Source organism: Rhizobium sp. P28RR-XV, from assembly GCF_012641385.1.
Lineage (GTDB): Bacteria > Pseudomonadota > Alphaproteobacteria > Rhizobiales > Rhizobiaceae > Rhizobium.
Window position 1 is genome coordinate 150,490 of record NZ_JABAIG010000006.1, and the last position, 24,766, is coordinate 175,255.

At 61.7% G+C, this 24,766-nt stretch carries 19 protein-coding genes; 16 read left to right on the plus strand and 3 right to left on the minus strand.

The window, feature by feature from the left end; translation table 11 throughout:
* Positions 1 to 51: 51 nt before the first annotated feature.
* Positions 52 to 1,938, minus strand: coding sequence for a molecular chaperone HtpG (htpG, locus tag HGP12_RS14490; protein WP_168842226.1), 1,887 nt, complete (start codon positions 1,936 to 1,938; stop codon positions 52 to 54).
* A 286-nt stretch (positions 1,939 to 2,224) separates the two neighbouring features.
* Here htpG and HGP12_RS14495 point away from each other — a divergent pair, with 286 nt between their 5' ends.
* The 16 genes from HGP12_RS14495 (at position 2,225) to HGP12_RS14570 (ending at position 22,508) form a co-directional block, all read left to right on the plus strand.
* Positions 2,225 to 3,109, plus strand: coding sequence for a helix-turn-helix domain-containing protein (locus HGP12_RS14495; RefSeq protein WP_168842225.1), 885 nt, complete (start codon positions 2,225 to 2,227; stop codon positions 3,107 to 3,109).
* A gap of 169 nt (positions 3,110 to 3,278) precedes the next feature.
* Positions 3,279 to 5,465 (plus strand): TonB-dependent siderophore receptor, encoded by a 2,187-nt coding sequence (locus HGP12_RS14500; RefSeq protein WP_168842224.1) that lies wholly within the window; start codon positions 3,279 to 3,281, stop codon positions 5,463 to 5,465.
* 101 nt (positions 5,466 to 5,566) lie between these two features.
* A complete protein-coding gene (locus tag HGP12_RS14505) occupies positions 5,567 to 6,460 on the plus strand; it encodes an ABC transporter substrate-binding protein (protein ID WP_168842223.1) in 894 nt (297 codons plus the stop codon).
* A gap of 37 nt (positions 6,461 to 6,497) precedes the next feature.
* Positions 6,498 to 8,474 (plus strand): Fe(3+)-hydroxamate ABC transporter permease FhuB, encoded by a 1,977-nt coding sequence (gene fhuB / locus HGP12_RS14510; protein ID WP_168842356.1) that lies wholly within the window; start codon positions 6,498 to 6,500, stop codon positions 8,472 to 8,474.
* A complete protein-coding gene (locus HGP12_RS14515) occupies positions 8,471 to 9,523 on the plus strand; it encodes a siderophore-interacting protein (protein WP_246703386.1) in 1,053 nt (350 codons plus the stop codon). The genes fhuB and HGP12_RS14515 overlap by 4 nt, the downstream gene beginning before the upstream one ends.
* A 117-nt stretch (positions 9,524 to 9,640) precedes the next feature.
* On the plus strand, positions 9,641 to 10,228 hold the full coding sequence (locus HGP12_RS14520; RefSeq protein ID WP_168842222.1) for an ANTAR domain-containing response regulator: 588 nt from the start codon (positions 9,641 to 9,643) through the stop codon (positions 10,226 to 10,228).
* A 55-nt stretch (positions 10,229 to 10,283) separates the two neighbouring features.
* On the plus strand, positions 10,284 to 11,582 hold the full coding sequence (locus tag HGP12_RS14525) for a CmpA/NrtA family ABC transporter substrate-binding protein (RefSeq protein ID WP_246703408.1): 1,299 nt from the start codon (positions 10,284 to 10,286) through the stop codon (positions 11,580 to 11,582).
* A gap of 364 nt (positions 11,583 to 11,946) precedes the next feature.
* The gene (locus tag HGP12_RS14530) at positions 11,947 to 13,245 is read left to right on the plus strand and encodes a CmpA/NrtA family ABC transporter substrate-binding protein (RefSeq protein ID WP_168842221.1); all 1,299 of its coding nucleotides are present in this window, start codon (positions 11,947 to 11,949) and stop codon (positions 13,243 to 13,245) included.
* 34 nt (positions 13,246 to 13,279) lie between these two features.
* Positions 13,280 to 14,176, plus strand: coding sequence for a nitrate ABC transporter permease (ntrB, locus tag HGP12_RS14535; RefSeq protein WP_168842220.1), 897 nt, complete (start codon positions 13,280 to 13,282; stop codon positions 14,174 to 14,176).
* A 10-nt stretch (positions 14,177 to 14,186) separates the two neighbouring features.
* The gene (locus HGP12_RS14540; protein ID WP_168842219.1) at positions 14,187 to 14,984 is read left to right on the plus strand and encodes an ABC transporter ATP-binding protein; all 798 of its coding nucleotides are present in this window, start codon (positions 14,187 to 14,189) and stop codon (positions 14,982 to 14,984) included.
* Between the two features lie 4 nt (positions 14,985 to 14,988).
* Positions 14,989 to 17,439, plus strand: coding sequence for a nitrite reductase large subunit NirB (gene nirB, locus HGP12_RS14545; protein WP_168842218.1), 2,451 nt, complete (start codon positions 14,989 to 14,991; stop codon positions 17,437 to 17,439).
* Positions 17,440 to 17,449: 10 nt separating this feature from the next.
* On the plus strand, positions 17,450 to 17,797 hold the full coding sequence (gene nirD / locus HGP12_RS14550; protein WP_168842217.1) for a nitrite reductase small subunit NirD: 348 nt from the start codon (positions 17,450 to 17,452) through the stop codon (positions 17,795 to 17,797).
* Positions 17,797 to 20,454, plus strand: coding sequence for a nitrate reductase (locus HGP12_RS14555; RefSeq protein WP_168842216.1), 2,658 nt, complete (start codon positions 17,797 to 17,799; stop codon positions 20,452 to 20,454). The genes nirD and HGP12_RS14555 overlap by 1 nt, the downstream gene beginning before the upstream one ends.
* Positions 20,455 to 20,591: 137 nt before the next feature.
* Positions 20,592 to 21,623 carry a CorA family divalent cation transporter gene (locus tag HGP12_RS14560; RefSeq protein ID WP_168842215.1) on the plus strand — a complete coding sequence of 344 codons (1,032 nt, stop codon included), beginning with the start codon at positions 20,592 to 20,594 and terminating at the stop codon, positions 21,621 to 21,623.
* Between the two features lie 64 nt (positions 21,624 to 21,687).
* Positions 21,688 to 22,194 carry a hypothetical protein gene (locus tag HGP12_RS14565; protein WP_168842214.1) on the plus strand — a complete coding sequence of 169 codons (507 nt, stop codon included), beginning with the start codon at positions 21,688 to 21,690 and terminating at the stop codon, positions 22,192 to 22,194.
* 140 nt (positions 22,195 to 22,334) lie between these two features.
* Positions 22,335 to 22,508 carry a hypothetical protein gene (locus HGP12_RS14570; RefSeq protein WP_086005378.1) on the plus strand — a complete coding sequence of 58 codons (174 nt, stop codon included), beginning with the start codon at positions 22,335 to 22,337 and terminating at the stop codon, positions 22,506 to 22,508.
* Between the two features lie 85 nt (positions 22,509 to 22,593).
* On the opposite strand, the gene HGP12_RS14575 is transcribed toward HGP12_RS14570, so the two are convergent.
* The gene (locus tag HGP12_RS14575) at positions 22,594 to 23,427 is read right to left on the minus strand and encodes an alpha/beta fold hydrolase (protein WP_205926465.1); all 834 of its coding nucleotides are present in this window, start codon (positions 23,425 to 23,427) and stop codon (positions 22,594 to 22,596) included.
* A 359-nt stretch (positions 23,428 to 23,786) separates the two neighbouring features.
* On the minus strand, positions 23,787 to 24,719 hold the full coding sequence (locus tag HGP12_RS14580) for an alpha/beta hydrolase (protein ID WP_246703409.1): 933 nt from the start codon (positions 24,717 to 24,719) through the stop codon (positions 23,787 to 23,789).
* Positions 24,720 to 24,766: the final 47 nt, after the last annotated feature.

The following is a 24,766-nucleotide window of genomic DNA, read 5'->3' on the forward strand; positions in this document are numbered from 1 at the left end:
CCTCTGCAAACCGATCGGCACGACCTTTCAGAGCCGTGCCGATTTGATCGATTACTGCAGCGCCTTTTCCATCAGCCGTGCCAGACGTTCGGCAAAAGCGCGCGGATCGGCCGGTTTGTCGCCATCGAGCACACGGGCCTGGTCGAGCAGAAGGAAGGCCGCATCATCGCGCAGGGACGGTGAATCGGCCTTGGCGGCGATGGCCTTGACAACCGGGTGATCCATGTTGATTTCCAGGATCGGTTTTGCCCCGGACTGCAGACGGCCGGCACCCTGCAGGATCTTCTCGAGCTGCCGGTCATAGCCCTGTTCGGACGCAACGAGGCAGACGGCGCTTTCGATCAGGCGATCGGATGCGCGCACGTCGGATACTTCGTCAGCGAGCTTCTGCTTGGCATAATCGAGGAAGGCCTGCACTTCGGCGGGCGCGCTTTCGCTTTCCGGCTTGTCCTCATCCTGCTTCTTGAACTGGGCGAGATCCGCAGCCCCTTGCGTGATCGACTTGAAGCTCTTGCCCTCAAATTCCGGAGCATTGGTGACCCAGAAGCTGTCGACGGAATCCGTCAGCAACAGAACCTCGATGCCACGGGCACGGAAACCTTCGAGCTGCGGCGAGGCCTTCAGCTGCTCCAGGCTGCCGCCGACGAGATAGTAGATCGACTGCTGGCCTTCCTTGGCATCCCTGGCGTAATCGGCAAGCGAACGATAGCCGTCTCCCGACGTCGTCGTGCGGAAGCGCGAGAGCGCCAGAAGCTGCGAGCGGCGCTCGAAGTCCTCGTAGAGGCCTTCCTTGATCAGGCTGCCGAAATTTTCCCAGATCTTCAGGAAGGCGTCGTGATCGCTCTCCGCCTGCTTTTCGATCGCCGTGATTATGCGGTTGGTGACCCCCTTGCGGATCGCCGTCAGGATCGGGCTTTCCTGGATCATCTCGCGCGAGACGTTGAGCGGCAGGTCCGACGTGTCGACCAGACCGCGCACGAAGCGGAGATAGCGCGGCAGCAACTCCGCCTCGTCGGTGATGAAGACGCGCTTGACATAGAGCTTCATGCGGCCCTTGCGATCCGGATCGAAGAGATCGAACGGCTGCGAGCCGGGCACGAAGGCGAGCGCCGAATATTCATGACGGCCCTCGGCGCGGAAATGCACCGTCAGCGCCGGTTCGTCATACTGGCCGGAGACGCCGCGATAGAAATCGGTATATTCCTCGGCCGTGATGTCGTTCTTCGACTTGGTCCAGAGCGCGGTGCCATCGGTCAATTGCGTCGCTTCTTCGCCCGGTTTCTCGGCGATCTTGATCGGCACCGGCACATGGCCGGACTGCTCCTTGACGATGCGCTCGACGCTCCAGCGCGACGCGTAGCTCTTGGCATCCTCCATCAGATGCAGCGTGATGCGGGTGCCGCGCGAGGGTGCCTCGTTCACATCGGTGGGAGCAACGCTGTAGCCGCCCTTGCCGTCGGAAGACCAGAGCCAGGCATCTTCCGCACCGGCGCGGCGCGAGACGACATCGACGCGATCCGCAACCATGAAGCAGGAATAGAAGCCGACGCCGAACTGGCCGATGAGCTGCGCGCCCTCACCCTGCTTGTTGGCCTCGATGCGCTCCATGAAGGCGCGCGTACCGGAGCGGGCGATCGTGCCAAGCGCTTCGATCATTTCGTCGCGGCTCATACCGATGCCGTTATCTTCCACGACGAGCTTGCCGCCATCGGCATCGAGCGTCAGAAGGATACGGCTGTCGGGATCGTTTGCCAGCAGGCCGGGATGGGCAATCGCCTCGTAGCGCAGCTTCTCGCAGGCATCGGCCGCATTCGAGATCAGCTCGCGCAGGAAGACATCCTTGTCCGAATAAACCGAGTGAACCATCATGTGCAGAAGGCGGGCAACGTCGGCCTCGAAAACGTGGCTCTCGGCGGTATTTTCTGCGGTGGTCGTCATAAGCGTCTAGTCTCCTGGGAATAACAAAAGTCGCGCCGCACAGGTGGCGGAAGATAACGCAAATTTCAAGCGGGCGCTGTCAATGCGGGCTCCGAAACGGAGCGAGGGACTTGTTTTTCAGCATGTACAATCGCCAATCCGATGCATTGTTCCAGGCTCTCACCGAAAGGACCGACAGACGTCGCCTCACATCTCAGGCGCATGATTGCCATTGCCGCTACGCTGCTATAATAACTTGAGTTTAATTTGAAGGATTATTGCACGGAAGCGACGCCGGAAGCTGCGAATGACGTTTCAGCCAAGAATGCAAAACAAGATCGGAGGCTTTTCCGTGGTCGGCGGCATGCATCGCCGTCAATGGAACGGCATGGTTGCCGACATCTGGAACGTCAATTGCGCGGCACAGGCTGGTGGATATTATGTCGCAAGGGACCCGCGGCTGTTCATCCTGCTGGAGCAGCGCGGCTCGGGCACGACCAATGTCCGCCCGTCGCCGCGCGCGCATGGCCGGCTGCAGAATTACGATAGCGGACACATCTCCTATATCCCCGCCGATATGGAGCTCTGGGTCGATATGGCGGGCGTCGAGTTCGTGCGCCATCTTGATATCCATTTCGATGCTGAGATCATCAGCCAGCGCCTGATGGAAAACATCGACCCGGCGCGGCTCGACCGTCCGCAGCTGCATTTCAACGACCCGCGCATGATAGCGCTCGCCGAGATGATCGCGGCCGAATGCGAAAATCCCGAGCCGCTGCACGATCTCTATGGCGACGGCCTGACACTTTCGCTGTTGATCAATGTGCTGCGCTTGCGCGGCACCCAGCCGCGCAAGCGCAGCGGTCTTGCCGCCTGGCAGCTGCGCCGTGCGGTCGACTATATCGAAGAGCACTGCACGCGGGCCATCCGGCTGGAAGAGCTGGCTGAATTGACCGGCCTCTCGCAATCGCATTTCAGCCATGCCTTCAAGGCGTCAACGGGTCTGCCGCCGCATCAGTGGCAGACGCAAGCCAGGCTCGAAAGGGCCAAGCATCTGCTCCTGAACAGCGAGATGCCGCTGACAACCGTTGCCGTCGAAACCGGCTTTGCCGATCAGGCGCATTTTACGCGCGTGTTCCGTAAGAATGTCGGCGCCGCGCCGGCGAGCTGGAAACGCAGCAAGCTTGCCTGAAAACCACAGCCCACGAGCAATTGTATCTTTCGCGGAGAATTGCCCAAAAACATTCAATTTCCCCCATGACAGACAAGCCGCGTTTGTAAATATGAGTTAACTGCTCATCTTATCGAGGGATTGGCCGCCAGGGCCGAACGGGCGCAAGAATTCGGGACAAACGACGGAAATGCGGGGATTGAAGAAACACATATCGCGAGCGCGGCTCATGGCGGCGGGCATGGCCATTGCCACATTGCTGTCGGGCTCGCAGGTCGCGGCACAGGAAGCGCCAACGGAATTGCAGCCGCTGGTCATTCAAGGCGCGCAACAGAAGAGCGAAGCCAGCGACACGGCGCCGATCAAGGGCTATGTCGCCAAGAAGGCCACATCCGGTTCGAAATCCGATACGTCGATCACCGAGGTGCCGCAATCGGTCTCCGTCATCGGCCGACAGGAAATGCAGGATCGCGGCATCACCAACAAGGTGGACGAGGCGCTGCGGTATACGCCCGGCGTCACCATCCAACCCTTCGGCAATGACGGCGATACCGACTGGTTCTATATTCGCGGCTTCGACGCGACGCAAAGCGGCGTCTTCATGAATGGCCTGACGCTCTACAGCTACGGCTTCGGCGGCTTCCAGATCGATCCGTTCATGCTCGAGCGCGTCGAAGTGCTGAAAGGCCCTTCCTCCGTGCTCTACGGCGGCTCCAATCCCGGCGGTCTCGTCAACATGGTCCGCAAGGAGCCAACCGGCGATCCCTATTACTACACCGAAATCGGCATCAACAATCTCGGCAATGCCTTCGCCGGCTTCGACTTTTCCGACAAGCTTTCGGCCGACGGCGTCTATCGCTACCGCCTGACCGGCAAGATCGCCGGCGGCGACACCTATAGCGACGGCACCCATGACCTGCGCGGCTTCATCATGCCGCAGGTCATCATCTCGCCGGACGATTCCACCAAGCTCACCGTTTTCGGCATGCTGAGCGGTCTCGACGAAATCCATAGCGGCAACGGATTCTTTCCCTATGTCGGCACGGTCGTCGATGCGCCTTTCGGCAAGATCAAGCGCGACGCCTTCTATGGCGAGCGCAGCGTCGACAATCTGAAATACGCCCAGCAGATGCTCGGCTACGAATTCTCGCATGACTTCGACGGCGGCTGGACCGTGTCGCAGAACGCGCGTTACGGCCATCTCTACAAGCGCGAGGAAGGCCCGTATCTGAACGGCTATGTCGACGGCAATCCGCTCGATCCGTCCTATAATGATCCGGACTATATGCTGAACCGCATCGGCTTCTTCGAACGTTCGAAGGTCGATACCTTCTCGGTCGACAGCCGTGCGGAGAACAAGTTCGACACCGGCCCGATCAGCCACGATTTCCTCATCGGCACCGACTACTCGATCTATAGACTCGACCAGATCCAGGCCTGCTGCGGCTCCAACCCGATCAGCGCCACCAATCCGGTCTACGGCACCGCGCAGGGCACGAACTTCGTCTATCTCAACCAGGTGCTGACGCAGCAGCAGCTCGGCGTCTATGCGCAGGACCAGATCCGCTTCGGCGGCGGCTGGCTGGTTACGCTCAATGGCCGTTACGACTTCGTCGACACAAATTCCGATGCAAAGGTCGGCACCACCTACAGCTCGAACGAAAGTGCGCCGAGCGGCCGCGCGGGCCTCGCCTACGAGTTCGCCAACGGCATCACGCCCTATGTCAGCGCCGGCACCTTCTTCCGGCCGCTCGTCGGCACCAGCGTCACCGGCGGCGGGCTGCTTCCGGAAAAAGGCGAGCAATATGAGGCCGGCGTCAAGTACGAGCCGGACTTCATCGACGGCCTGTTCACGGCGTCCATCTTTCAGATCGACCGCAAGAACATGGCTCTGACCGATCCGGTCACCTTCCTGCAGAGGCAGGTCGGCGAGGTCCGTTCGCGCGGCGCCGAATTCGAAGGCAAGGTCAATCTGGACGAAAACTGGAAGGTGCTCGGCTCCTATTCCTACACAGACCTCGAAGTCACCAAGGACCTCGACTCCTCCATCGTCGGCAATTCGCCCTATCTGGTACCGAACTCCACCGCGTCCTTGTGGCTCGACTATGCGTTTACGAGCGACGCGCTTGACGGCCTCAGCATCGGCGCCGGCGTACGCTACCAGGGCAAGTCCTGGGCGAACCAGGCCAATACCCTGCGCGTGCCTTCGGCAACTCTCTTCGATGCGGGCATCCGCTATCAGAAGAAGGGCTGGGCTGCAGCGCTCAACGTCTCGAACCTGTTCGACAAGGAATATGTCTCGGGTTGCGCAGGCGAGAACGTCTGCGGCTACGGCGAAGCAAGAACCGTCACCTTCAAGCTCAGCAAGAAGTGGTAAGTTGAGAATAAAAGTATACTTTGTTTCTCGATCATGGCAGAGAGCCGGGGATTGCCGCAAGGCAATCCCCGGACCGATTTGAATCCAGAGGCGACGCCAGCATGACGGTAAGAAGCGCTCACAGGCTGTCGCGTCGGCAGCTGCTGGCCATGACGGGAGCCGTTGCCCTTGCCGGTTTGACGCCGGTGCGTGCGGCAACGAGCCCGCGTGTGGCAACGCTCGATTGGGCCATTCTGGAAACCCTGCTGGCGCTCGGCGCAAATGTGGTCGCCGGTACCGAACTGCTGCAATTCCAAGACGTTGCCGTCACGCCGGCCATTCCCGCGGCTGTCGCCGATCTCGGGCTGCGCGGCACGCCGAATTTCGAGGTCCTTTATGCCGCCAAGCCGGAGCTGATCTTCAACTCCAATTTCTACGCCTGGGCCGACGATCGCCTGCGCCTGATCGCGCCGGTCGAGAGCCATGCCCTCTATCAGCCGGGAGCCAGCCCCTATCGGCGTTCCGAAGAGATGACGCTTGAGATCGCAGAGCGGCTCGGGCTTCCCACCGGCCGCGCGCTCGTCGAGGCCACGCGGGAAAAGCTGGAAGCCTATCGCATCAGCTTCGGCGCGGGCGATCATCGCCCGATCCTGCCGATCAATCTGGGCGGCGCCAGACACTTCCGCGTTTTCGGCTCCGACAGCATGTTCGGGGAGGTCCTGGCCCGCACCGGCCTTGCCAATGCCTGGCCGGATCTCACGACCTATTCGGCAACCGCGCCCGTCGGCATCGAGCGGCTGGCCGCCATGCCGGACGCATGGATCATCCTCATCCCGCCACATCCGGCCGAAGCCCTTGTCGAACTCCAGCAAAGCGCTTTCTGGAAAGCACTGCCATCGGTGCGGCAGGGCCGCGTCCTCCTGCTCGGCTCGATCAACCCCTATGGCGCGCTGCCGGCAGCAGAGCGCTTTGCCGATCTCCTTGCGGGAAGGCTCACCCGTGCATGGAATGGTTGATCGCCGTGTGGTTGCCAGAGACATGATTGCGAGAGACATGATTGCGAGAGACAGGCCGCTGGCACGCAATGGTGCCCTGCTTGCCGTCGTCTGTATCCTTGCCTTTGCGGCGCTCCTCTTCCTGCGTCCACAGCTTGCCGCGGACGTGGAGGGTGCAGCGGCCCTCAACGGCATCCTATTAATCGATAGCCTGCTGCCGCGATCGGCCATCTCGATCATCGCCGGCGCGACACTCGGCCTTTCCGGCGCCCTGTTGCAAAGGGTCTTGCGCAATCCGATCGCCGATGCCTCGACGCTTGGGATCGCCGCCGGCGCGCAGCTGTCGATGACGATCGCCGTCGGCCTCTTTCCGCTTCTCATCGGCTTGCCGCGCGAGATTTCCGCCTTTGCCGGCGGACTTGCGGCTGTCCTGCTCGTTCTGGCCTTGAGCTGGCGCCGTGGCCTCAATCCGGTGACGGTGGCGCTATGCGGCATGATGGTGACATTGGTCGCGAGCGCACTCAGCGTCACCATCATTCTCGCGCGCGGCGAATACGCCATGTCGGTCTTTATCTGGGGCGCGGGCGCGCTCAATCAGCAAAGCTGGGATGGCGTCGTCACGCTTGCCCCTCGCCTTGCCGTCGGCTTTGCGGCGGCGCTCGTACTCGTTCGCCCGCTGACGGTGATGAGCCTGGACGACAGCAGCGCGAAGAGCCTCGGCCTGGCCCTGCACGGCATGCGCTTCGCCGTTCTGGCTCTCGCCGTCTGGCTCGCGGCTTCGGTAACGGCGCAGGTCGGCATCATCGGCTTTCTCGGCCTTGCTGCGCCTCATCTGGCAAGATCCTGTGGCGCACGCAGCACCGGGCAATTGCTGATTGCCGCACCGGTTGCCGGTGCCGGGCTGCTGTTCCTCACGGATTGCGTCGTGCAACTGCTTTCGCCGGAGTTTACGGATCTCGCCCCGACAGGGGCGGCGACCGCACTTCTCGGCGGGCCGCTCTTGCTTCTGCTGCTGCCGCGCCTGCATTCGCGCAATCCACCGCGCGCCGATGGCGCCCCGCGAGCGCGGCTGAACCTCGCCGCACCCTGGCGGGGGCTTGCTTTGCTCGCCATCGGCTTCATTCTTCTGCTGGTCTTTGCCCTGTCGGTCGGGCGCGGCATCGACGGCTGGCAGGTGGCTGTCGGCGGCCGGTTCTCAGAGCTTCTGCGCTTCCGCCTGCCACGCACTGTCGTTGCCGCGACCGCAGGCGCCATGCTGGCCGCAGCCGGCTTCGTCATGCAGCGCCTGACCGCCAATCCGCTTGCGAGCCCCGAGGTCCTGGGCGTCAGCGCCGGTGGTGGCGCCGGACTGACTGTAGCCCTCTTCCTGTTTGCCTTCCCCTCGCCCGCCATCACGATCACGGCGATGACGCTCGGCGCGCTGATCGCGTTCCTCGCCATCATGGCGGTCAGCGCTCGCGGTAACTTCGGCCCGGAGCGTCTGCTGCTCTCCGGTGTCGCGATCGGTGCGCTGTCGATGGCAATCGTCACGGTCGTTCTCTCCCGTGGCGACCTGCGCGGCTATCTCTTGTTGACCTGGCTGTCGGGCTCCACCAACCGCGCCGGCTCCTTCGAAGCCTGGACCGGCATCATTTCGGCCGCACTCCTCATACCAGTGCTGCCTGTCCTGCGACGGTGGTTCGATATCCTGCCGCTTGGCGGCGGCGTCTCCCGTTCCGTGGGCCTCTCGACTAGGGCAAGCCGGCTGGTTTTGGCTATCGTGGCAGCGCTGCTGACCGCGATCTCATCTTTCCTCGTCGGCCCGCTTAGCCTCACCGGGCTGATCGCGCCGCATCTTGCCCGGCTCGTCGGCTTCCACGCGACCCTCAAGCAATTGATGGCCAGCCTGTTGCTTGGCGCCATGCTGCTGACGCTGGCCGATTGGCTGTCGCGAATAGTGATCTTTCCCTACGAGGTTCCCGTCGGCCTGTTCGCGGCGCTGATCGGCGGCCCCTATCTCATCTGGTTCCTGACCCAAAGGGAGACTAAGCAATGATGCATGCAAGAGGTTTCACCGCTTCCGGCGTTGCCACCCATAAGGATGCCGGTCAGTTGCTGGATCAGTTCTGCGCGCGCTTTGCCGAGCATGTAACCATCACGCGGAGCGAAGCCGGAGCCTGCATCGAGACCGTCATCGGCAGCGCCGACATCGCTGTCAGCAACGATCGCCTCGATATCAAGCTGCGTTGCCCGACAGCGGCCATGCTCTTCACGATCCGCAGCATGGTTGCCGAAAACCTGTTCGAACTCTCCACCAGCAACACGCTTGCCCTCTATTGGGCCGACGGGCCGCAACCATCGGCCATACCGAACTTCCGAGAGATCAGCGTCGTGGACGCCTACGACATCACCCCGCATATGCGCCGCGTCGTGGTGGCAACTGACGACGCCAGGCATTTCGTCGAGGGCGGCATGCATGTCCGCCTCCTCCTTCCGCCAAAAGGTCGCACGCCGGTCTGGCCGCATACGGAGCCGGATGGCCGTATTCATTGGCCGAAGGGCGACGACGCGCTGACCATCCGCGCCTATACGATCCGCGGCATCGATCTTGACCGCGGCGAGATGAACATCGATTTCGTCGTGCATGAAGGCGACAACGTCCCAGGCGCGACATGGGCGATGATTGCCCGCCCCGGCGATCGCGCCGGCCTCATCGGTCCGGGCGGCGGCGGCGTGCCGACAGCGCGCAAGCTCATTCTCGCCGGAGATGAAACTGCCCTGCCCGCCATCGCCCGCATCGCGGCCTCCGTGCCTGTTGATGCGGAGCTGCGCATCTTTCTCGAGATCGCGGACAAGCAGGAGGAGCAGCCGCTGACCTCAAGCGCGTCGATGGATGTCACCTGGCTGCATCGCAATGGTGCGGCAGCCGGGATGACCGATACCCTCGAACGCATCCTGCGCGACATCGTGCCCTCGGCCGATCCGGAGACCTACGTCTGGGTCGCCTGCGAACAGAAGCAGGCCCGCGCCATCCGTGCTTTCGTCAAAAACGGGATCGCCAGGGACCCCTGCACCTTTAGCATCGCCGCCTATTGGCAGCGTTGATGAGGAAATAGCCAAAGCAGGATCGAAATAGCCTAATATTTCGGCGATATTCTAAATCGCCCAATATTTCGGCGAACAAGACTTGTTCGTTTTGCTGCATTGCGTCATAAAGATGCGATGAGCCGTCTCGATCTGACCATTCTTGTGATTGATGAAAACACCATCCGCGCCTCGATCATCGAAGAAGGTTTGCGGGAGGCCGGACACGCGCGCGTGACGGTTATCCATGAAGTGCAGGGCGTGGCGCGCACGATCGAGACACTTCGGCCTGATGTCATCATCATCGACCTCGAAAATCCGAACCGCGACATGATGGAACATCTGTTTCAGCTGACACGGACCGTGAGCCGACCGATCGCCATGTTCGTCGACCGCTCCGATACGGCCTCGATCGAGGCGGCGGTCGAGGCCGGCGTTTCGGCCTATATCGTCGACGGCCTGAAGAAGGAGCGGGTCAAGCCGATCCTCGATATGGCGGTCAGCCGCTTCAACGCCTTCAGCCGGTTGCAGCGCGAACTGGCGGAAGCCAAGTCGGCGCTGGAAGAGCGCAAGATCGTCGAGCGCGCCAAGGGAATCCTGATGAAGATGCGCGGACTCTCGGAAGAGGAAGCTTTCGCGCTGTTGCGGCAGACGGCCATGAACGAGAAGAAGAAGATGTCCGAGATCGCGCAAAGTGTCGTGACGGCAGCGGGATTGCTAATGTGAGCGCGCTCAGGCCAATCTCGTCCGTCGCCCACGCAGGGGAGACATCGGAGTGAATATGAGAATGCAGGCAGCCCCTTTCGCCAATGCCCGCAAGGCAGGCAGCAGCAATCCCCCCGCACCGGCGCGGATTGCAAGCGAAGGCCCGCGCATATTGCGCGCGGGCTTCATTCCGCTGGTGGATGCTTCGGTTCTGATCGCAGCCGCGGAATTCGGCTTCGCACGCAAGGAGGGGATCGCGCTCGACCTCATCAGGGACGTCTCCTGGGCCAATATCCGCGACCGGCTTGCCTTTCGCCAGTTCGACATCGCCCACATGCTTTCACCGATGCCGGTCGCGGCGATGCTGGGGCTCGGCTCGAACCCTTCTCCGACGATTACGCCATTCTCGCTCGGGTGCGGCGGCAACGCCATTACGCTATCGACACGGCTGTTCGACCGCATGTGCGAAGAAACAGGTCTTTCCGATCAGGCAAGCGCATTGGAAAATACACAGGCGCTTGCGAAAGTGGTCGAAACCATGAAGGCGCGCGGCGAGCAGCCGCCAACGCTTGGCATGACCTATCCGTTCTCGTCGCATAATTACGAATTCCGCTATTGGCTGGCCGCCGGCGGCATCGATCCCGACCGGGACGTGAAGCTTGTCGTCGTACCGCCGCCACTGACATCAGATGCGCTCGCGGCCGGCGCCATCGATGGCTTCTGCGTCGGCGCGCCCTGGAACATGGTCGCCTCCGAACGCGGCGTCGGCCGCATCGTCGCCGCCAAGCAGGACATCTGGCCCTCCGCCCCCGAAAAGGTGATCGGCATGCGCCCGGAATGGGCCGAAAGCCATCCAGAAACCGTTTCGCGCCTCATCGTGGCGCTCGACGCGGCAGCGCGCTGGTGCGACGAAGCGGAAAATCATGATGCCCTTGCCGAAGCGCTTGCCGATCAGCGCTATATCGCAGCGCCCGTCCATATCATCCGCCATGTGCTGGCGGGCGAATTCAATCTTGATGCCAGAGGCCATCGCCGCATCATCGACCGATATTTCAGTTTCCATGGCGGCTTTGCCAACTACCCGCGCCCGAGCCAGGCACTTTGGATCTTCAGCCAGATGGTCCGCTGGGGGCAAAGCGCGCTTTCCCAGCAGAATATAACGATGGCGGCTTCCGCCTATCGATCGGACCTGTATCGGCTGGCGCTTGGAAACGAGGCCTCGCCCGACGATGCCGATATCCGGATAGAGGGCAATACGGAGAGCGATCGCTTCATGGATGGTCACGTTTTCGATCCCACAGACATGACGAGCTACATCGACGGCTTCGCGGTGAAGACGGTGAATGCAGTGCAATTCTCAGCCGAGGACATTTAGCCTTTGGCTACGCTGCACTGCACAGAATAAACGCAGAATCCCAGGCCGGACAGTCGACATCCGCCCAAAACTTTAGCATCTGCAGCATTCGCACATAAAACGGCCAAGCCTGACGCCCCTGAAATAAATCAGTAATTTCATTGCATTAGGAACCATATCAAAAACTGGCACGCGGATTGCTTGATTAAATACGCTTCGATCAACGGCGATTGAAGCACGCAATGCGCGGAAAACGCGCTCGCAAAGACATCGACGTCGCAAGGTTCTTGCCCCGAGGATTCACTTTCTTCCCGGGCTGCATCAACCGAGCGGCGTTTTTTTATGTCCGAAATCCATGCGTCACGCGCAAAAAGGGGAACTGCAAGTGAAGAAGATCCTGTCCGGTAGTGTTACGCGCCGAAACCTTTTGAAGACATCCGCCGTGGCAGCCTTGATCGGCGCCGTCAGGACGGCTTTCCCCTCCGGCGCCTTTGCAGCTACCGCCGGACCTGAAGTGTCGGATGCGAAGCTTGGTTATATCGCCCTGACGGACGCCGCGCCGCTGGTCATCGCCAAGGAAAAAGGCCTGTTCGAAAAGCATGGCCTTCCCAATGTCGATGTGGCCAAGCAGGCATCGTGGGGCGCGACGCGCGACAACCTCGTGCTCGGCGGAGCGGCAAACGGCATCGATGGCGCCCACATTCTCTCGCCACTCCCCTACCTCATGCACACGGGCAAGGTGACGCAGAACAACCAGCCCGTGCCGATGGCGATCCTTGCCCGCCTCAACTACGACAGCCAGGGCATTTCGGTCGCAAAGGAATATGCGGAAACCGGCGTCCAGCTCGACGCATCGAAGCTGAAGGCCGCCTTCGACGCGAAACGAGCCGCGGGCAAGGAAATCAAGGCCGCCATGACCTTCCCGGGCGGCACGCATGATCTGTGGATCCGTTATTGGCTGGCCGCCGGCGGCATCCATCCCGACAAGGACGTCTCGACCATCGTCGTGCCGCCGCCGCAGATGGTGGCGAACATGAAGGTCGGCAACATGGACGTCTTCTGCGTCGGCGAACCCTGGAACGAACAGCTCGTCAATCAGGGCATCGGCTTTACCGCCTGCACGACCGGCGAAATCTGGAAGGGCCACCCGGAAAAGGCCCTCGGCATGCGCGCCGACTGGATCGAGAAAAATCCGAATGCCGCCAAGGCCCTGCTGATCGCCGTCATGGAGGCGCAGCAATGGTGCGACAGCATGGACAACAAGGAGGAGATGGCCACCATCCTCGGCAAGCGGCAATGGTTCAACGTGCCGCCCAAGGACGTGCTCGGCCGCCTCAAGGGCGATATCAATTACGGCAACGGCCGGGTCGCCAAGGGCACCGATCTCTACATGAAGTTCTGGAAGGACGGCGTTTCCTATCCCTACCAGAGCCATGACGCCTGGTTCATCGCCGAGAACATCCGCTGGGGCAAGTTCGCGCCCAATACGGATATCAAGGCACTGGTCGGCCAGGTGAACCGCCAGGATATCTGGCGCGATGCCGCCAAGGATCTCGGCGTTGCCGCATCGGATATTCCCGCATCGACCTCGCGCGGCAAGGAGACCTTCTTCGACGGCAAGGTTTTCGATCCGGAAAACCCAAGTGCCTACCTCGAAAGCCTCTCCATCAAGGTGGCGTCGTGATGCTCGGCGCTCTCTCCCAAGAAGGATTCGTTCAATGTCGGTAACCGCCCGCAAACAGCAAGCCGCCGTTGCGCAAGCGCCTGCCCCCGCAAAGAGCCATGTCGTGACATTGGCGGCCCGTCCCGCCCGCCGCATCGAGCCGGGCCGCATTGTCGCCTCCATCCTGCGCAGCGTCCTGCCGCCCCTCGTGGTGCTCGTGCTTCTGCTCGCCATCTGGCAGCTGCTTTGTGAGCAGCCGGGCGCCAGCCTGCCGCCGCCTTCCCAGGTCTGGCAGGAAAGCTACGACCTCATCGTCCACCCCTTCTTCTACAACGGATCGCAGGATATCGGGCTTGCCTGGCGCGTGCTCGTCTCGCTGCAGCGCGTCGCCTATGGCTTCGGCTTAGCGGCCGTCGCCGGCGTTCTGGTCGGTGCGGTGATCGGGCAATCGGTCTGGGCGATGCGCGGCCTCGACCCGATCTTCCAAGTGCTGCGCACGGTGCCGCCGCTTGCATGGCTGCCGCTCTCGCTCGCGGCCTTCCAGAATTCCAATCCGTCGGCGATCTTCGTGATCTTCATCACTTCGATCTGGCCGGTCATCATCAACACGGCGGTCGGCGTTCGCAACATTCCGCAGGATTATCGCAACGTCGCCAAGGTGTTGCGGCTGAACCAGATCGAATTCTTCTTCCGCATCATGGTGCCGGCGGCAGCCCCTTACATCTTCACCGGACTGCGCATCGGCGCCGGCCTCTCCTGGCTTGCGATCGTCGCCGCCGAAATGCTGACCGGCGGCGTCGGCATCGGCTTCTTCATCTGGGATGCGTGGAATTCCTCGCGCCTGCCCGACATCATCGTCGCCCTCGCCTACATCGGCGTCACCGGCTTTGTCCTCGATCGTCTGGTCGCGGGCCTCGGTGCCGTCGTGACCCGCGGCATGACGAGCAATTGAGGAGAACAGGATGAGCGCCTATCTGAAGCTCGATCATATCGACAAATATTTCGATCGCGGCGGCCAGCGTGCCGAAGTGCTGAAGGGCATCGAACTCGTCATCGAGAAGGGCGAATTCGTGTCGATCATCGGCCACTCCGGCTGCGGCAAGTCGACCCTGCTCAACCTCATTGCCGGCCTCACGCCCGTCTCGGCCGGTGCGGTGCTGCTCGAAAACCGCGAGGTCAACGCGCCGGGTCCGGATCGGGCCGTGGTCTTCCAGAACCATAGCCTGCTGCCGTGGCTCAGCGTCTACGAAAACGTCAACCTCGCCGTCTCGAAGGTCTTTCGCGGCACGAAGAGCAAGGCCGAGCGCCATGAGTGGGTCATGCGCAATCTCGATCTCGTGCAGATGGCACATGCCAAGGACAAGCGTCCCTCGGAAATATCCGGCGGGATGAAACAGCGCGTCGGCATTGCCCGGGCGCTCGCCATGCAGCCCAAGATCCTGTTGCTCGACGAGCCCTTCGGCGCGCTGGACGCGCTCACCCGCGCCCATCTTCAGGACGCGGTGATGGAAATCCATGCCCGCCTCGGCAGCACCATGGTGATGATCACCCACGATGTCGACGAAGCGGTGCTGCTGTCCGACCGCATCGTCATGATGACCAACGGTCCAGCTGCCCATATCGGCGATATCCTTGAAGTGCCGATCCCTCGGCCGCGCAGCCGCATCGAGCTTGCTTCAGACCGGACCTACCTCAAATGCCGCGAAGCCGTGCTGAAGTTCCTCTACGAACGCCACCGCTTCGTGGAAGCCGCGGAGTGATACCATGACCCAGAAACTCGTCATCATCGGCAACGGCATGGCGCCAGGGCGCATGCTGGAGCATGTGCTTGAAAAGGCGCCCGGCCTCTATGAGGTCACGATCTTCAACGCCGAACCGCGCGTCAATTACGACCGCATCATGCTGTCGCCGGTCCTCTCCGGCGAGAAGGATTATGAGCAGATCATCATCCACGGCGACGGCTGGTACATCAAGCACGGCATCACCCTGTACAAGGGGCACAAGATCGTCGCCATCGACCGGGTGGCAAAGACCGTCACCTCCGATCATGGCGTGACCGAGAGCTACGACAAGCTTGTCATCGCGACCGGCTCCGTCCCCTTCATCATTCCGGTTCCGGGCAAGGAACTGCGCGGGGTCATCACCTATCGCGACCTCGACGACGTGCAGGCGATGCTGCTTGCCGCCCAATCGCGCGAAAAGGCGATCGTCATCGGCGGCGGCCTGCTCGGTCTCGAAGCGGCGGCGGGCCTTGCCTCCCGCGGCATGGACGTGACCGTTCTGCACGTCATGCCGACACTGATGGAACGCCAGCTCGATCCGGCCGCCGGCTATCTCCTGCAAAGGGCCGTCGAGGAGCGCGGCATCAAGGTCATCACCAAGGCCAATACCAAGGCGATCATCGGTGACGGCAAGGTCGAGGGAATAGAGCTCGACGATGGGCGCGTGATCCCCGCCACGCTCGTCGTCATGGCCGTTGGTATTCGCCCCAATATCGGCCTTGCCAAGGAGGCAGGCATCGCCGTCAACCGCGGCATCGTCGTCGACGACGGCATGCAGACCTCGGACGGCTCCATCATGGCACTCGGCGAATGCGCCGAAGTCGGCGGCATGGTCTATGGCCTCGTCGCTCCGCTTTACGAGATGGCGCGTGTCGCCGCCTCGCATCTGGCCGGTGACGCGAGCGCCGCCTTCGTGCATTCGGATACGCCGACGAAGCTGAAAGTCACGGGCATCGATCTGTTTTCGCTTGGAGACTTCGCCGATGGCGACGACCGCGAAGAGATCGTCCTGCGCGACGCGGCGGCCGGCGTCTACAAGCGGCTGGTGCTGAAGGACAACAAAATCATCGGCACCGTGCTTTACGGCGAGACGGCCGACGGCGCCTGGTTCAACGACCTGAAGAAGAAGGCGACCGATATCTCGCAGATGCGCGAAACCCTGATCTTCGGCCAGGCCTATCAGGGAGGGTCGCCGCTGGACCCTATGGCGGCCGTTGCAGCCTTGCCGGATGATGCGGAAATCTGCGGCTGCAACGGCGTCTGCAAGGGCAAGATCACCTCGACGATCACGGCCAAGGGCCTGACCTCGCTCGACGACGTGCGCGCCCACACCAAGGCTTCGGCCTCCTGCGGCTCCTGCACCGGCCTTGTCGAACAGCTGATGTCGATCACGCTTGGCGACAGCTACAATCCGGCCGCCGTCCAGCCGATGTGCACCTGCACCGAGCTTGGCCATGACGATGTCAGGAGGCTGATAAAAGCCAAGGGGTTGAAGACCATTCCCGCCGTCATGCAGGAACTTGAATGGAAAACCTCCTGCGGCTGCGCCAAGTGCCGTCCCGCCTTGAACTACTACCTCGTCTGCGACTGGCCGGACGAATATGCCGACGACTATCAGTCGCGCTTCATCAATGAGCGCGTTCACGCCAACATCCAGAAGGACGGCACCTATTCCGTCGTGCCGCGCATGTGGGGCGGCGTCACCAGCTCGGGCGAGCTGCGCGCGATTGCCGATGTCGTCGACAAGTTCGAAATCCCGATGGTGAAGGTGACCGGCGGGCAGCGCATCGACCTGCTCGGCGTGCAGAAGGAGGATCTGCCCGCCGTCTGGGCCGATCTCGGCAAAGCCGGCTTCATCTCAGGGCAAGCCTATGCCAAGGGCCTGCGCACGGTGAAGACCTGCGTCGGCTCCGACTGGTGCCGCTTCGGCACGCAGGATTCGACCGGCCTTGGCATCCGCATCGAGAAATTCATGTGGGGCTCGTGGACGCCGGCCAAGCTCAAAATGGCGGTCTCCGGCTGTCCACGCAATTGCGCCGAGGCAACCTGCAAGGACATCGGCGTCATCTGCGTCGACAGCGGCTTCGAAATCCATTTCGCCGGTGCGGCCGGTCTCGACATCAAGGGCACGGAGGTTCTGGGTCTCGTCAAGACGGAGGACGAGGCACTCGAGCATATCGTGGCGCTGACGCAAATGTACCGCGAGCAGGGCCGCTATCTCGAACGCATCTATAAATGGGCCAAGCGCATCGGCCTTGACGAGATCCGTCGCCAGATCATGCAGGATCAGGAAAAGCGCAAGGCCTATTACGAGCGCTTCGTCTTCAGCCAGACATTCGCGCAAGTCGATCCCTGGTCGGAACGCGTTTCCGGCAAGGACAAGCACGAGTTCAAGCCGATGGCGACCATCGGCTTCCCGCAGGCCGCCGAGTGAGGAGATGGGTATGACGACCTGGCCAAAGGAAAGCTGGCATGCAATCGGCAATATCGCCGACATTCCGCTGCGCGGCGCGCGTTGCGTGAAAACCCCGCAGGGCAAGATTGCGGTATTCCGCACGGCCGAAAACGAGGTCTTCGCCATCGAGGATCACTGCCCGCACAAAGGCGGCCCGCTCTCCCAGGGCATCGTTCACGGCACGGCCGTGACCTGCCCGCTGCACAACTGGGTGATCTCGCTCGAAACCGGCAAGGCGCTTGGAGCCGATCAGGGCGAGGTGCGAACCATTCCCGTCCGCAACGAAGATGGCGCTCTCTTCATCGCACTCGAAAGCCTGATGATGGCGGCGGAGTGATGGAAGCGGAGGTCAAAACCACCTGCCCCTATTGCGGCGTCGGTTGCGGCGTCATTGCCAGGGTCGATGAAGACGGCAAAGTCTCCGTCAAAGGCGATCTTGACCACCCTTCCAACTTCGGGCGCCTGTGCTCGAAGGGCTCCGCCCTCGCCGAAACGATCGATCTCGACGGTCGCCTGCTCCATCCGGAAATTGCCGGCCAAAGGGCAAGCTGGGACGAGGCGCTTGATCTGGTCGCCAAACGCTTCAGCGAGACGATTGCCGAGCATGGGCCTCAATCCGTTGCCTTCTACGTCTCCGGTCAGCTGTTGACGGAGGATTATTACGTCGCCAACAAGCTGATGAAGGGCTTCATCGGCTCGGGCAATATTGATACGAACTCGCGGCTCTGCATGTCGTCTTCGGTCGCCGGCCATCGCCGCGCCTTCGGCTCGGACACGGTGCCCGGCACCTACGAGGATATCGAGCTTGCCGACCTTGTCATCCTCACCGGCTCCAATCTCGCCTGGTGTCATCCGGTCATCTATCAGCGGCTGGCGGCGGCAAAGGCGGCGCGCCCGGCGATGAAGATCGTCGTTATCGACCCACGCCGGACAATGACCTGCGATATCGCCGATCTGCATCTGGCGATCCGGCCGGATGGCGACGTTGCCCTTTTCCTGGGCCTTTTCGAACATCTGATCGCAAGCAACACCATCGACCAGAATTACATTGCCGAACATACAGGCGGCTTTGCCGAGGCTTTTTCTGCCGCCAGCTCCCTGTCGTTTAGCCGCGTGCTTGAACTGACGGGCCTGCCCGCCATGCAGCTGCGCGAATTCTACCGGCTGTTTGCCGCGACCGAGAGGGTCGTCACCTGCTACAGCCAGGGCGTCAACCAATCCTCATCCGGCACCGACAAGGTCAACGCCATCATCAATTGCCATCTCGCCACCGGCCGCATCGGCCGGCCCGGCACGGGACCCTTCTCGCTGACCGGCCAGCCGAATGCCATGGGCGGCCGCGAGGTCGGTGGGCTCGCCAACATGCTTGCCGCACACATGGCGATCGAGAGCGCTGGAGATCGCGACCGGGTGCAGCGCTTCTGGCAATCGCCCCGAATTGCCGCCAAGCCGGGATTGAAAGCAGTCGACATGTTTCGCGCCGTCGCCGACGGCCGCATCAAGGCATTGTGGATCATGGCAACGAACCCGGTCGTCTCCATGCCGGACGCCGATGCCGTCGAGGCGGCCATTAAGGCCTGTCCTTTCGTCGTCGTCTCCGACGTTCTGCGCGAGACCGATACGACGCGGCATGCGCATGTGCTGCTGCCTTCACTGGGCTGGGGTGAAAAGGACGGCACCGTCACCAATTCCGAACGGCGGATCTCCAGGCAGCGCCAGTTTCTGGCAGTGCCCGGCGAGGCCAGACCCGACTGGTGGCAAATGGCGGAGGTTGGTCGCCGCATGGGATTTTCCCAGGCCTTCGCCTTTCGGACAAACGCGGAGATTTTCGCCGAGCACGCCGGCCTCTCCGGCTTCGAAAATGCCGGCAGCCGCGATTTCGACATCGGTGCTCATGAAGCGATCACGACCAAGGACTATGACGCACTCCTACCCTTCCAGTGGCCGCAGCCTGCCGGGTCAGCGCCGAGGGCGACGCGCTTCTTCGCAGATGGCGGGTTTTATCATCCCGATCGCAAGGCGCGCTTTCTCGCCTTAGAACCGCTGGCGAGCGATCGAACCGATAGCCGCTTTCCGCTCACCCTCAATACCGGGCGCGTTCGCGATCACTGGCATACGATGACACGCACCGGCAAGAGCGCGCGGCTTTCGGCCCATATCGCCGAGCCGTTTGCCGAGATCCATCCGCGTGACGCGATCGAGATCGGGGTTACGGAAGCCAGCCTGGTCGAGATCGAAAGCCCGCATGGCAAGGTGATCGTGCGCGCTTTGGTGACGGAGCGGCAGGCGCGCGGCAGCCTGTTCGTGCCGATGCACTGGAACGACAGCTTTGCCGCCAAAGCCCGCATCGACGCCGTGGTCGCCCCGGTCACGGATCCGGTTTCCGGCCAGCCGGCCTCGAAGAATGTCGCGGTCCGCGCCCGGCGCTTCCTGGCATCGCATTATTGCTTCGCAGTCTCCGCCGCAAAGCCACATAACCTCGACAGCGCTTATTGGGCGCTCGCCAAGGCCGATGGCGGCTGGCGGACGGAACTTGCATTCAATTTGGCGCCCGACGACTGGATCGGCTGGTGTCGATCGACATTCGACATACCTGCCGATCTCGAACCGCTCGGCTATGCCGATCAGGCCTCCGGCGATTTGCGCCTTGCCTTCTTCAACGGCGACCGACTACTTGCGGCCCTCTTCGTCGCGCGGCAGCCCGTCGCCGTGGCCCGGAACTGGGCGATCGCCCAGCTTTCGGCATCGCATGGCAATCTCAGCAAGCGGTTTGCTTTGATCGCCGGCAGACCCGGAGCCGATACCATCGACGCCGGCGCGACGGTCTGCTCCTGCTTCAGCGTCGGCGTCAATCAGATCGTCGCCGTCATTCGCGGCGGTTGCCATAGCGTCGAAGCCGTCGGCAAGGAGCTCAATGCCGGAACCAATTGCGGCTCCTGCCGCGCCGAGATCCGCACCATCATCGACGGCTGTCTTGCTGCGGCGGCCGAGTAATCGCCCCGCCCTGAAATCCCGCGAATACGATCATTCGTCACAGACTCCAGTTCCGCCCCAAGCCGCGCGGTGCTAGAACTATCAAAAATAGACGCATGATTTCGCTTTCTTTTATGCTCGGGGGAGGATGGGAGCGGATGGAAGTCGCAGGCCAGAAGGTTCAACTCAGCTACGGCGTCGAGCCCGGCATACGTTTCGCGGTTCTTCTCGACGGCAATGGCGGCTGTCGCGAGATCGGCGCCGCCGGCCTGCAGAACTGGAAGCCGGCGGATGGCATCCTCTGGGTCCATCTCGAGCGTAATCACGATGCCGCGGCAGCATGGGTAATCAGCAGTGGCGGCTTCGATCCGCTCGTTGCCGATGCGCTGCTGGAAGACGAATCCCGCCCGCGCGTGGAGCCGGTTGACGACGGCCTGCTGATCATCCTTCGCGGCGTATGTGCCGCCCCTCCTCAGGATGTCGAGGGAGTGGCGGCGGAGCTGGACCTCGTGCCCTTGCATGCCTGGGTGGACGAGGACCGTGTCGTGACGTTCCGCGACAGCGGGCATTACATCACAGCCCTTCGCGATATCCGCCAGGCGCTGGAAAAGGGCAAGGGGCCGAAGCGCACCGGCGAATTGCTGGCGCTCGTCAGCGACAAGCTTGTGAGGGACCTGGAGCCCGTTCTTGATCAGATGGATGAAGAGGTGGACGAGCTGGATGAGCTGATCTTCCATGGCGAGGCCGCCGAGGTCCGCGAGCGTCTGAAGCTGCTTCGCCGGCGAGCCGTGCAGCTGCGGCGCTATCTTTCACCGCAGCGCGATGCTCTCAATCGCATCGAGCACGACGACGCGCCCTGGCTTACCGACCGCGACAAGCTTCGAATGCGCGAGGTTATCGACAAGCTGATGCGCTGCATCGAATATCTCGACGCGATCCGCGACCGGACGGGTATTCTGCACGACGACCTTTCGACCGTCATCAGCGAACGCATCGCCCGCAATTCAAACCGGCTCGCAGCACTGGCCGCCCTCCTCCTGCCGCCGAGCGTCGTCGCCGGCCTTTTCGGCATGAATGTCGGCGGCATTCCGGGCGTCAACGACACCTGGGCATTCATCATCATCGTCGCCTTGGTCGCCATCACCTCCGTCATTACCCTTTATGTGCTGAAGCGCATCAATTGGCTGTGACCGCGGCGGAACCGGCGATGTCTTTGCGGCGTTCTCCGTCAATTCGCGTGAAAAGGTTGTTCCCATGCGCCGACAGGCATGCCTTCTCGCAATCCTTACCGGGCTTCATGCCGCAATACCCGCCGCGGCAGACGATAGCGGATTTCTAAAACCATTGAACGGCAGCTGGACGGGGACCGGCAAGGTGCTTCGAAAGATAGGCAGCTCGCTGATCGGCGTCTCCTGCTGGTTCAACATCAGTGCACCGGGCGCCTCGATTTCGATGACGGGGAACTGTCGCGGCCTTCTCATCATCAATCGCGCGATCTCGGCCCAGCTCACGGCCCGAGGAACCCAATATTCCGGCACCTATACCGGTCCGTCCGGCGCAACGTCGCAGCTGTCGGGCAGCAGGCAGGGTGATGTCATCAACCTGTCGGTGCGCTGGGCACGCCTCGTCAATGGCGACCGGGATGCCAATATGACCATCGACCGGCAAGGCAGCGGTCAGCTGACGCTGAGGACCGTCGACAAGGATCAGACCTCGGGCAAAGCCATCGTCACCAGTGAAATCAACCTGCGCCGGCAATAGCGGCCGAGATGGCCCGATCCTCTGATCGTCGCGGACATCGATATTGGAAACGCCGGAAGGTGCCAATCCGCCCGAATGCCCGGCTTGCTTGACTTCGTGCGCCCAATATGAGAACATAAAGTGAACAAATGGAGATATCCATGACCAAGGCCGAACAAGTCATCGAACGTGCAATGACCTTTGTCGCTGTCTCGAAGGCACTTCGGGAGCGCGAACAGGAACGGCGCGCCAACTGGACGCGCCGTGTGGAAATCAGCCGGCCGCTACCGCCCCTGCCACGCGCCGTTCAGCTTTCGTTGAAACTCGATAGCTGAAGCGGCAGAGGCGGTAACAGCACTCGGCAGGCTGTGAAGCGCCCGCCTTTTGGCGGGCGCTCTGTTTTCAAGTTTCAAGACTGCATCAGGCCTTGAAGAAGGCCAGCAAGTCCGCATTGATGACATCCGCATGGGTGGTGGCCATGCCGTGCGGGAAGCCCTTGTAAACCTTCAGCGTGCCGTTCTTCAGCAGCTTCGAGGAAAGAAGGGCCGAATCTGCGATCGGCACGATCTGGTCGTCGTCGCCATGCATGACGAGCGTCGGCACTTCGATCTTCTTCAGATCTTCGGTGAAATCGGTTTCCGAGAAGGCCTTGATGCAATCATAATGGGCCTTTGTGCCGCCCATCATGCCCTGACGCCACCAATTGTCGATAATGCCCTGCGACACAACGGCGCCGGGACGGTTGAAGCCATAGAACGGTCCCGCGGGAACATCGCGGAAGAACTGAGCGCGATTGGCTGCAAGTGCCGCACGGAAGCCATCGAAAACTTCCAGCGGCAAGCCGCCGGGGTTCTTCTCGGACTTGACCATGATCGGCGGCACGGCTCCGATCAGCACAGCCTTCGAAACGCGGCCATGACCGCCATACTGCGCCACATAGCGGGCAACTTCGCCGCCGCCCGTGGAATGGCCGACATGGATGCCGCCCTTGAGGTCGAGATGCTCGGTAAGCGCGGCCACGTCGGCGGCGTAGGTATCCATCTCGTTGCCGGTTTCCGTCTGGCTGGAGCGGCCATGGCCGCGACGGTCATGGGCGATGACGCGGTAGCCCTGATGGAGGAAGAAGAGCATCTGGGCGTCCCAATCGTCGGAGCTCAAGGGCCATCCGTGATGGAAGACGATCGGCTGGCCTGTTCCCCAATCCTTGTAGAAGATCTGCGTGCCGTCCTTGGTGGTAATCGTGCTGCTGCTCATTGTGTCCTTACCTTTCGAAGTTGGTTGCTTTGTAGAGGCTTGTGCAGGTTGAGCGAAGGGAGCGACGGCTGCAGCGGCGGCAAGGCCGAGCCCGGCTGTCATAACGCCCCGACGAGTAGCTTGAGGGATCGACTGGCTCATTTCAATCTCCATAAAAAGTTATTATGCGATTTATTATCGCGATAAGCATCTGCATAAAACCTTTCGTTCGTTTTGTCTACCCAAAAAACTGCTCCACAATCATTTATCGCGATAAACAAATGACACAGTGATGACAGCACAAGGACAGGCAAAAGCAAACACTCGCCGTTCCTCGATCTCAGACGGATCAAGGCTTGGCATGTCCTTGCGCATGAAAACTATTGCACCGGCTTGTCAGCGAAATGCGATATCGCGAATTCCGCAACTCTCGCATTCGACTTTCTTGCGTCATCGAGCCAGAAGGGGAAAATCTGCCATTGATGGATCATGCCCGGCCAGATTTCCAGATTCACGCTACCGCCTGCCTGACGCACCTTGTCCGCCAGCCTCGTACTGTCGTCGAGCAGCGCCTCGCGCGAGCCGACCTGGATCAGCAGCGGCGGAAAGCCGGAGAAATTGCCATAGAGCGGCGATATGTCCGGATCGTCGGGGGATCGATCCCGAACGAATGCATTGCGGATGAGGCTCAGCTCGTCCTTGCCCATGAACGGATCCTCGGATGCATTGGCCGCCAGCGAGGCACCCGTTGCCGCAAAATCGGTGACGGGGCTCATTGCGACGACTGCCGCGGGAAGCGCGCCCCTCAGATGGAGCTGGTTGAGGACGATCTCGATAGCCAAGGTTGCGCCGACCGATTCGCCGGCAACGACGATATTGCCAGGCTTGTATCCCGACGTCAGAAGCCAGCGATAGGCGGCAACTGCATCGTCTCTTTGCGCGGGAAAGCTATTTTCCGGTGCGAGGCGATAATCGATCAGCAAGACATCGGCCGACGCCGCCTTGGCGAGCGCGCCGGCGATGTTGATATGCGTTCTGAGCGAGCCGCTGTAAAAGCCGCCGCCATGCAGGTAGAGAATGGCGCGCCGGCCGATCGGATGATGCAATCGCGCCGGCCAGATCAGATCACCATCCACACCATTGGCATCGACGCGCCGTATCTGCACGCGCGACGGATCCGGCGTCGACGCCATGAGCCTCTCGAAACCGGCACGCCGCTGACCAAGATCCGGGCCTGACATGGCATTGCTGTCACGCAATGTGCCGATGAGTTTTTCCACCTGTTCGCTCGAAGCCTTGGTCTGCGGCGCCATCTCGGACGCCTCGGCAGCCGTCGCCGGCGGTATCGAGCAAAGGCCTG

What these genes read in the sequence shown, in the direction of transcription:
- htpG (WP_168842226.1), bottom strand. Translation starts at nt 1,938, where the DNA reads ATGACGACCACCGCAGAAAATACCGCCGAGAGCCACGTTTTCGAGGCC.
- HGP12_RS14495 (WP_168842225.1), top strand. Translation starts at nt 2,225, where the DNA reads ATGACGTTTCAGCCAAGAATGCAAAACAAGATCGGAGGCTTTTCCGTG.
- HGP12_RS14500 (WP_168842224.1), top strand. Translation starts at nt 3,279, where the DNA reads ATGCGGGGATTGAAGAAACACATATCGCGAGCGCGGCTCATGGCGGCG.
- HGP12_RS14505 (WP_168842223.1), top strand. Translation starts at nt 5,567, where the DNA reads ATGACGGTAAGAAGCGCTCACAGGCTGTCGCGTCGGCAGCTGCTGGCC.
- fhuB (WP_168842356.1), top strand. Translation starts at nt 6,498, where the DNA reads ATGATTGCGAGAGACAGGCCGCTGGCACGCAATGGTGCCCTGCTTGCC.
- HGP12_RS14515 (WP_246703386.1), top strand. Translation starts at nt 8,471, where the DNA reads ATGATGCATGCAAGAGGTTTCACCGCTTCCGGCGTTGCCACCCATAAG.
- HGP12_RS14520 (WP_168842222.1), top strand. Translation starts at nt 9,641, where the DNA reads ATGAGCCGTCTCGATCTGACCATTCTTGTGATTGATGAAAACACCATC.
- HGP12_RS14525 (WP_246703408.1), top strand. Translation starts at nt 10,284, where the DNA reads ATGAGAATGCAGGCAGCCCCTTTCGCCAATGCCCGCAAGGCAGGCAGC.
- ntrB (WP_168842220.1), top strand. Translation starts at nt 13,280, where the DNA reads ATGTCGGTAACCGCCCGCAAACAGCAAGCCGCCGTTGCGCAAGCGCCT.
- HGP12_RS14540 (WP_168842219.1), top strand. Translation starts at nt 14,187, where the DNA reads ATGAGCGCCTATCTGAAGCTCGATCATATCGACAAATATTTCGATCGC.
- nirB (WP_168842218.1), top strand. Translation starts at nt 14,989, where the DNA reads ATGACCCAGAAACTCGTCATCATCGGCAACGGCATGGCGCCAGGGCGC.
- nirD (WP_168842217.1), top strand. Translation starts at nt 17,450, where the DNA reads ATGACGACCTGGCCAAAGGAAAGCTGGCATGCAATCGGCAATATCGCC.
- HGP12_RS14555 (WP_168842216.1), top strand. Translation starts at nt 17,797, where the DNA reads ATGGAAGCGGAGGTCAAAACCACCTGCCCCTATTGCGGCGTCGGTTGC.
- HGP12_RS14560 (WP_168842215.1), top strand. Translation starts at nt 20,592, where the DNA reads ATGGAAGTCGCAGGCCAGAAGGTTCAACTCAGCTACGGCGTCGAGCCC.
- HGP12_RS14565 (WP_168842214.1), top strand. Translation starts at nt 21,688, where the DNA reads ATGCGCCGACAGGCATGCCTTCTCGCAATCCTTACCGGGCTTCATGCC.
- HGP12_RS14570 (WP_086005378.1), top strand. Translation starts at nt 22,335, where the DNA reads ATGACCAAGGCCGAACAAGTCATCGAACGTGCAATGACCTTTGTCGCT.
- HGP12_RS14575 (WP_205926465.1), bottom strand. Translation starts at nt 23,427, where the DNA reads ATGAGCAGCAGCACGATTACCACCAAGGACGGCACGCAGATCTTCTAC.
- HGP12_RS14580 (WP_246703409.1), bottom strand. Translation starts at nt 24,719, where the DNA reads ATGGCGCCGCAGACCAAGGCTTCGAGCGAACAGGTGGAAAAACTCATC.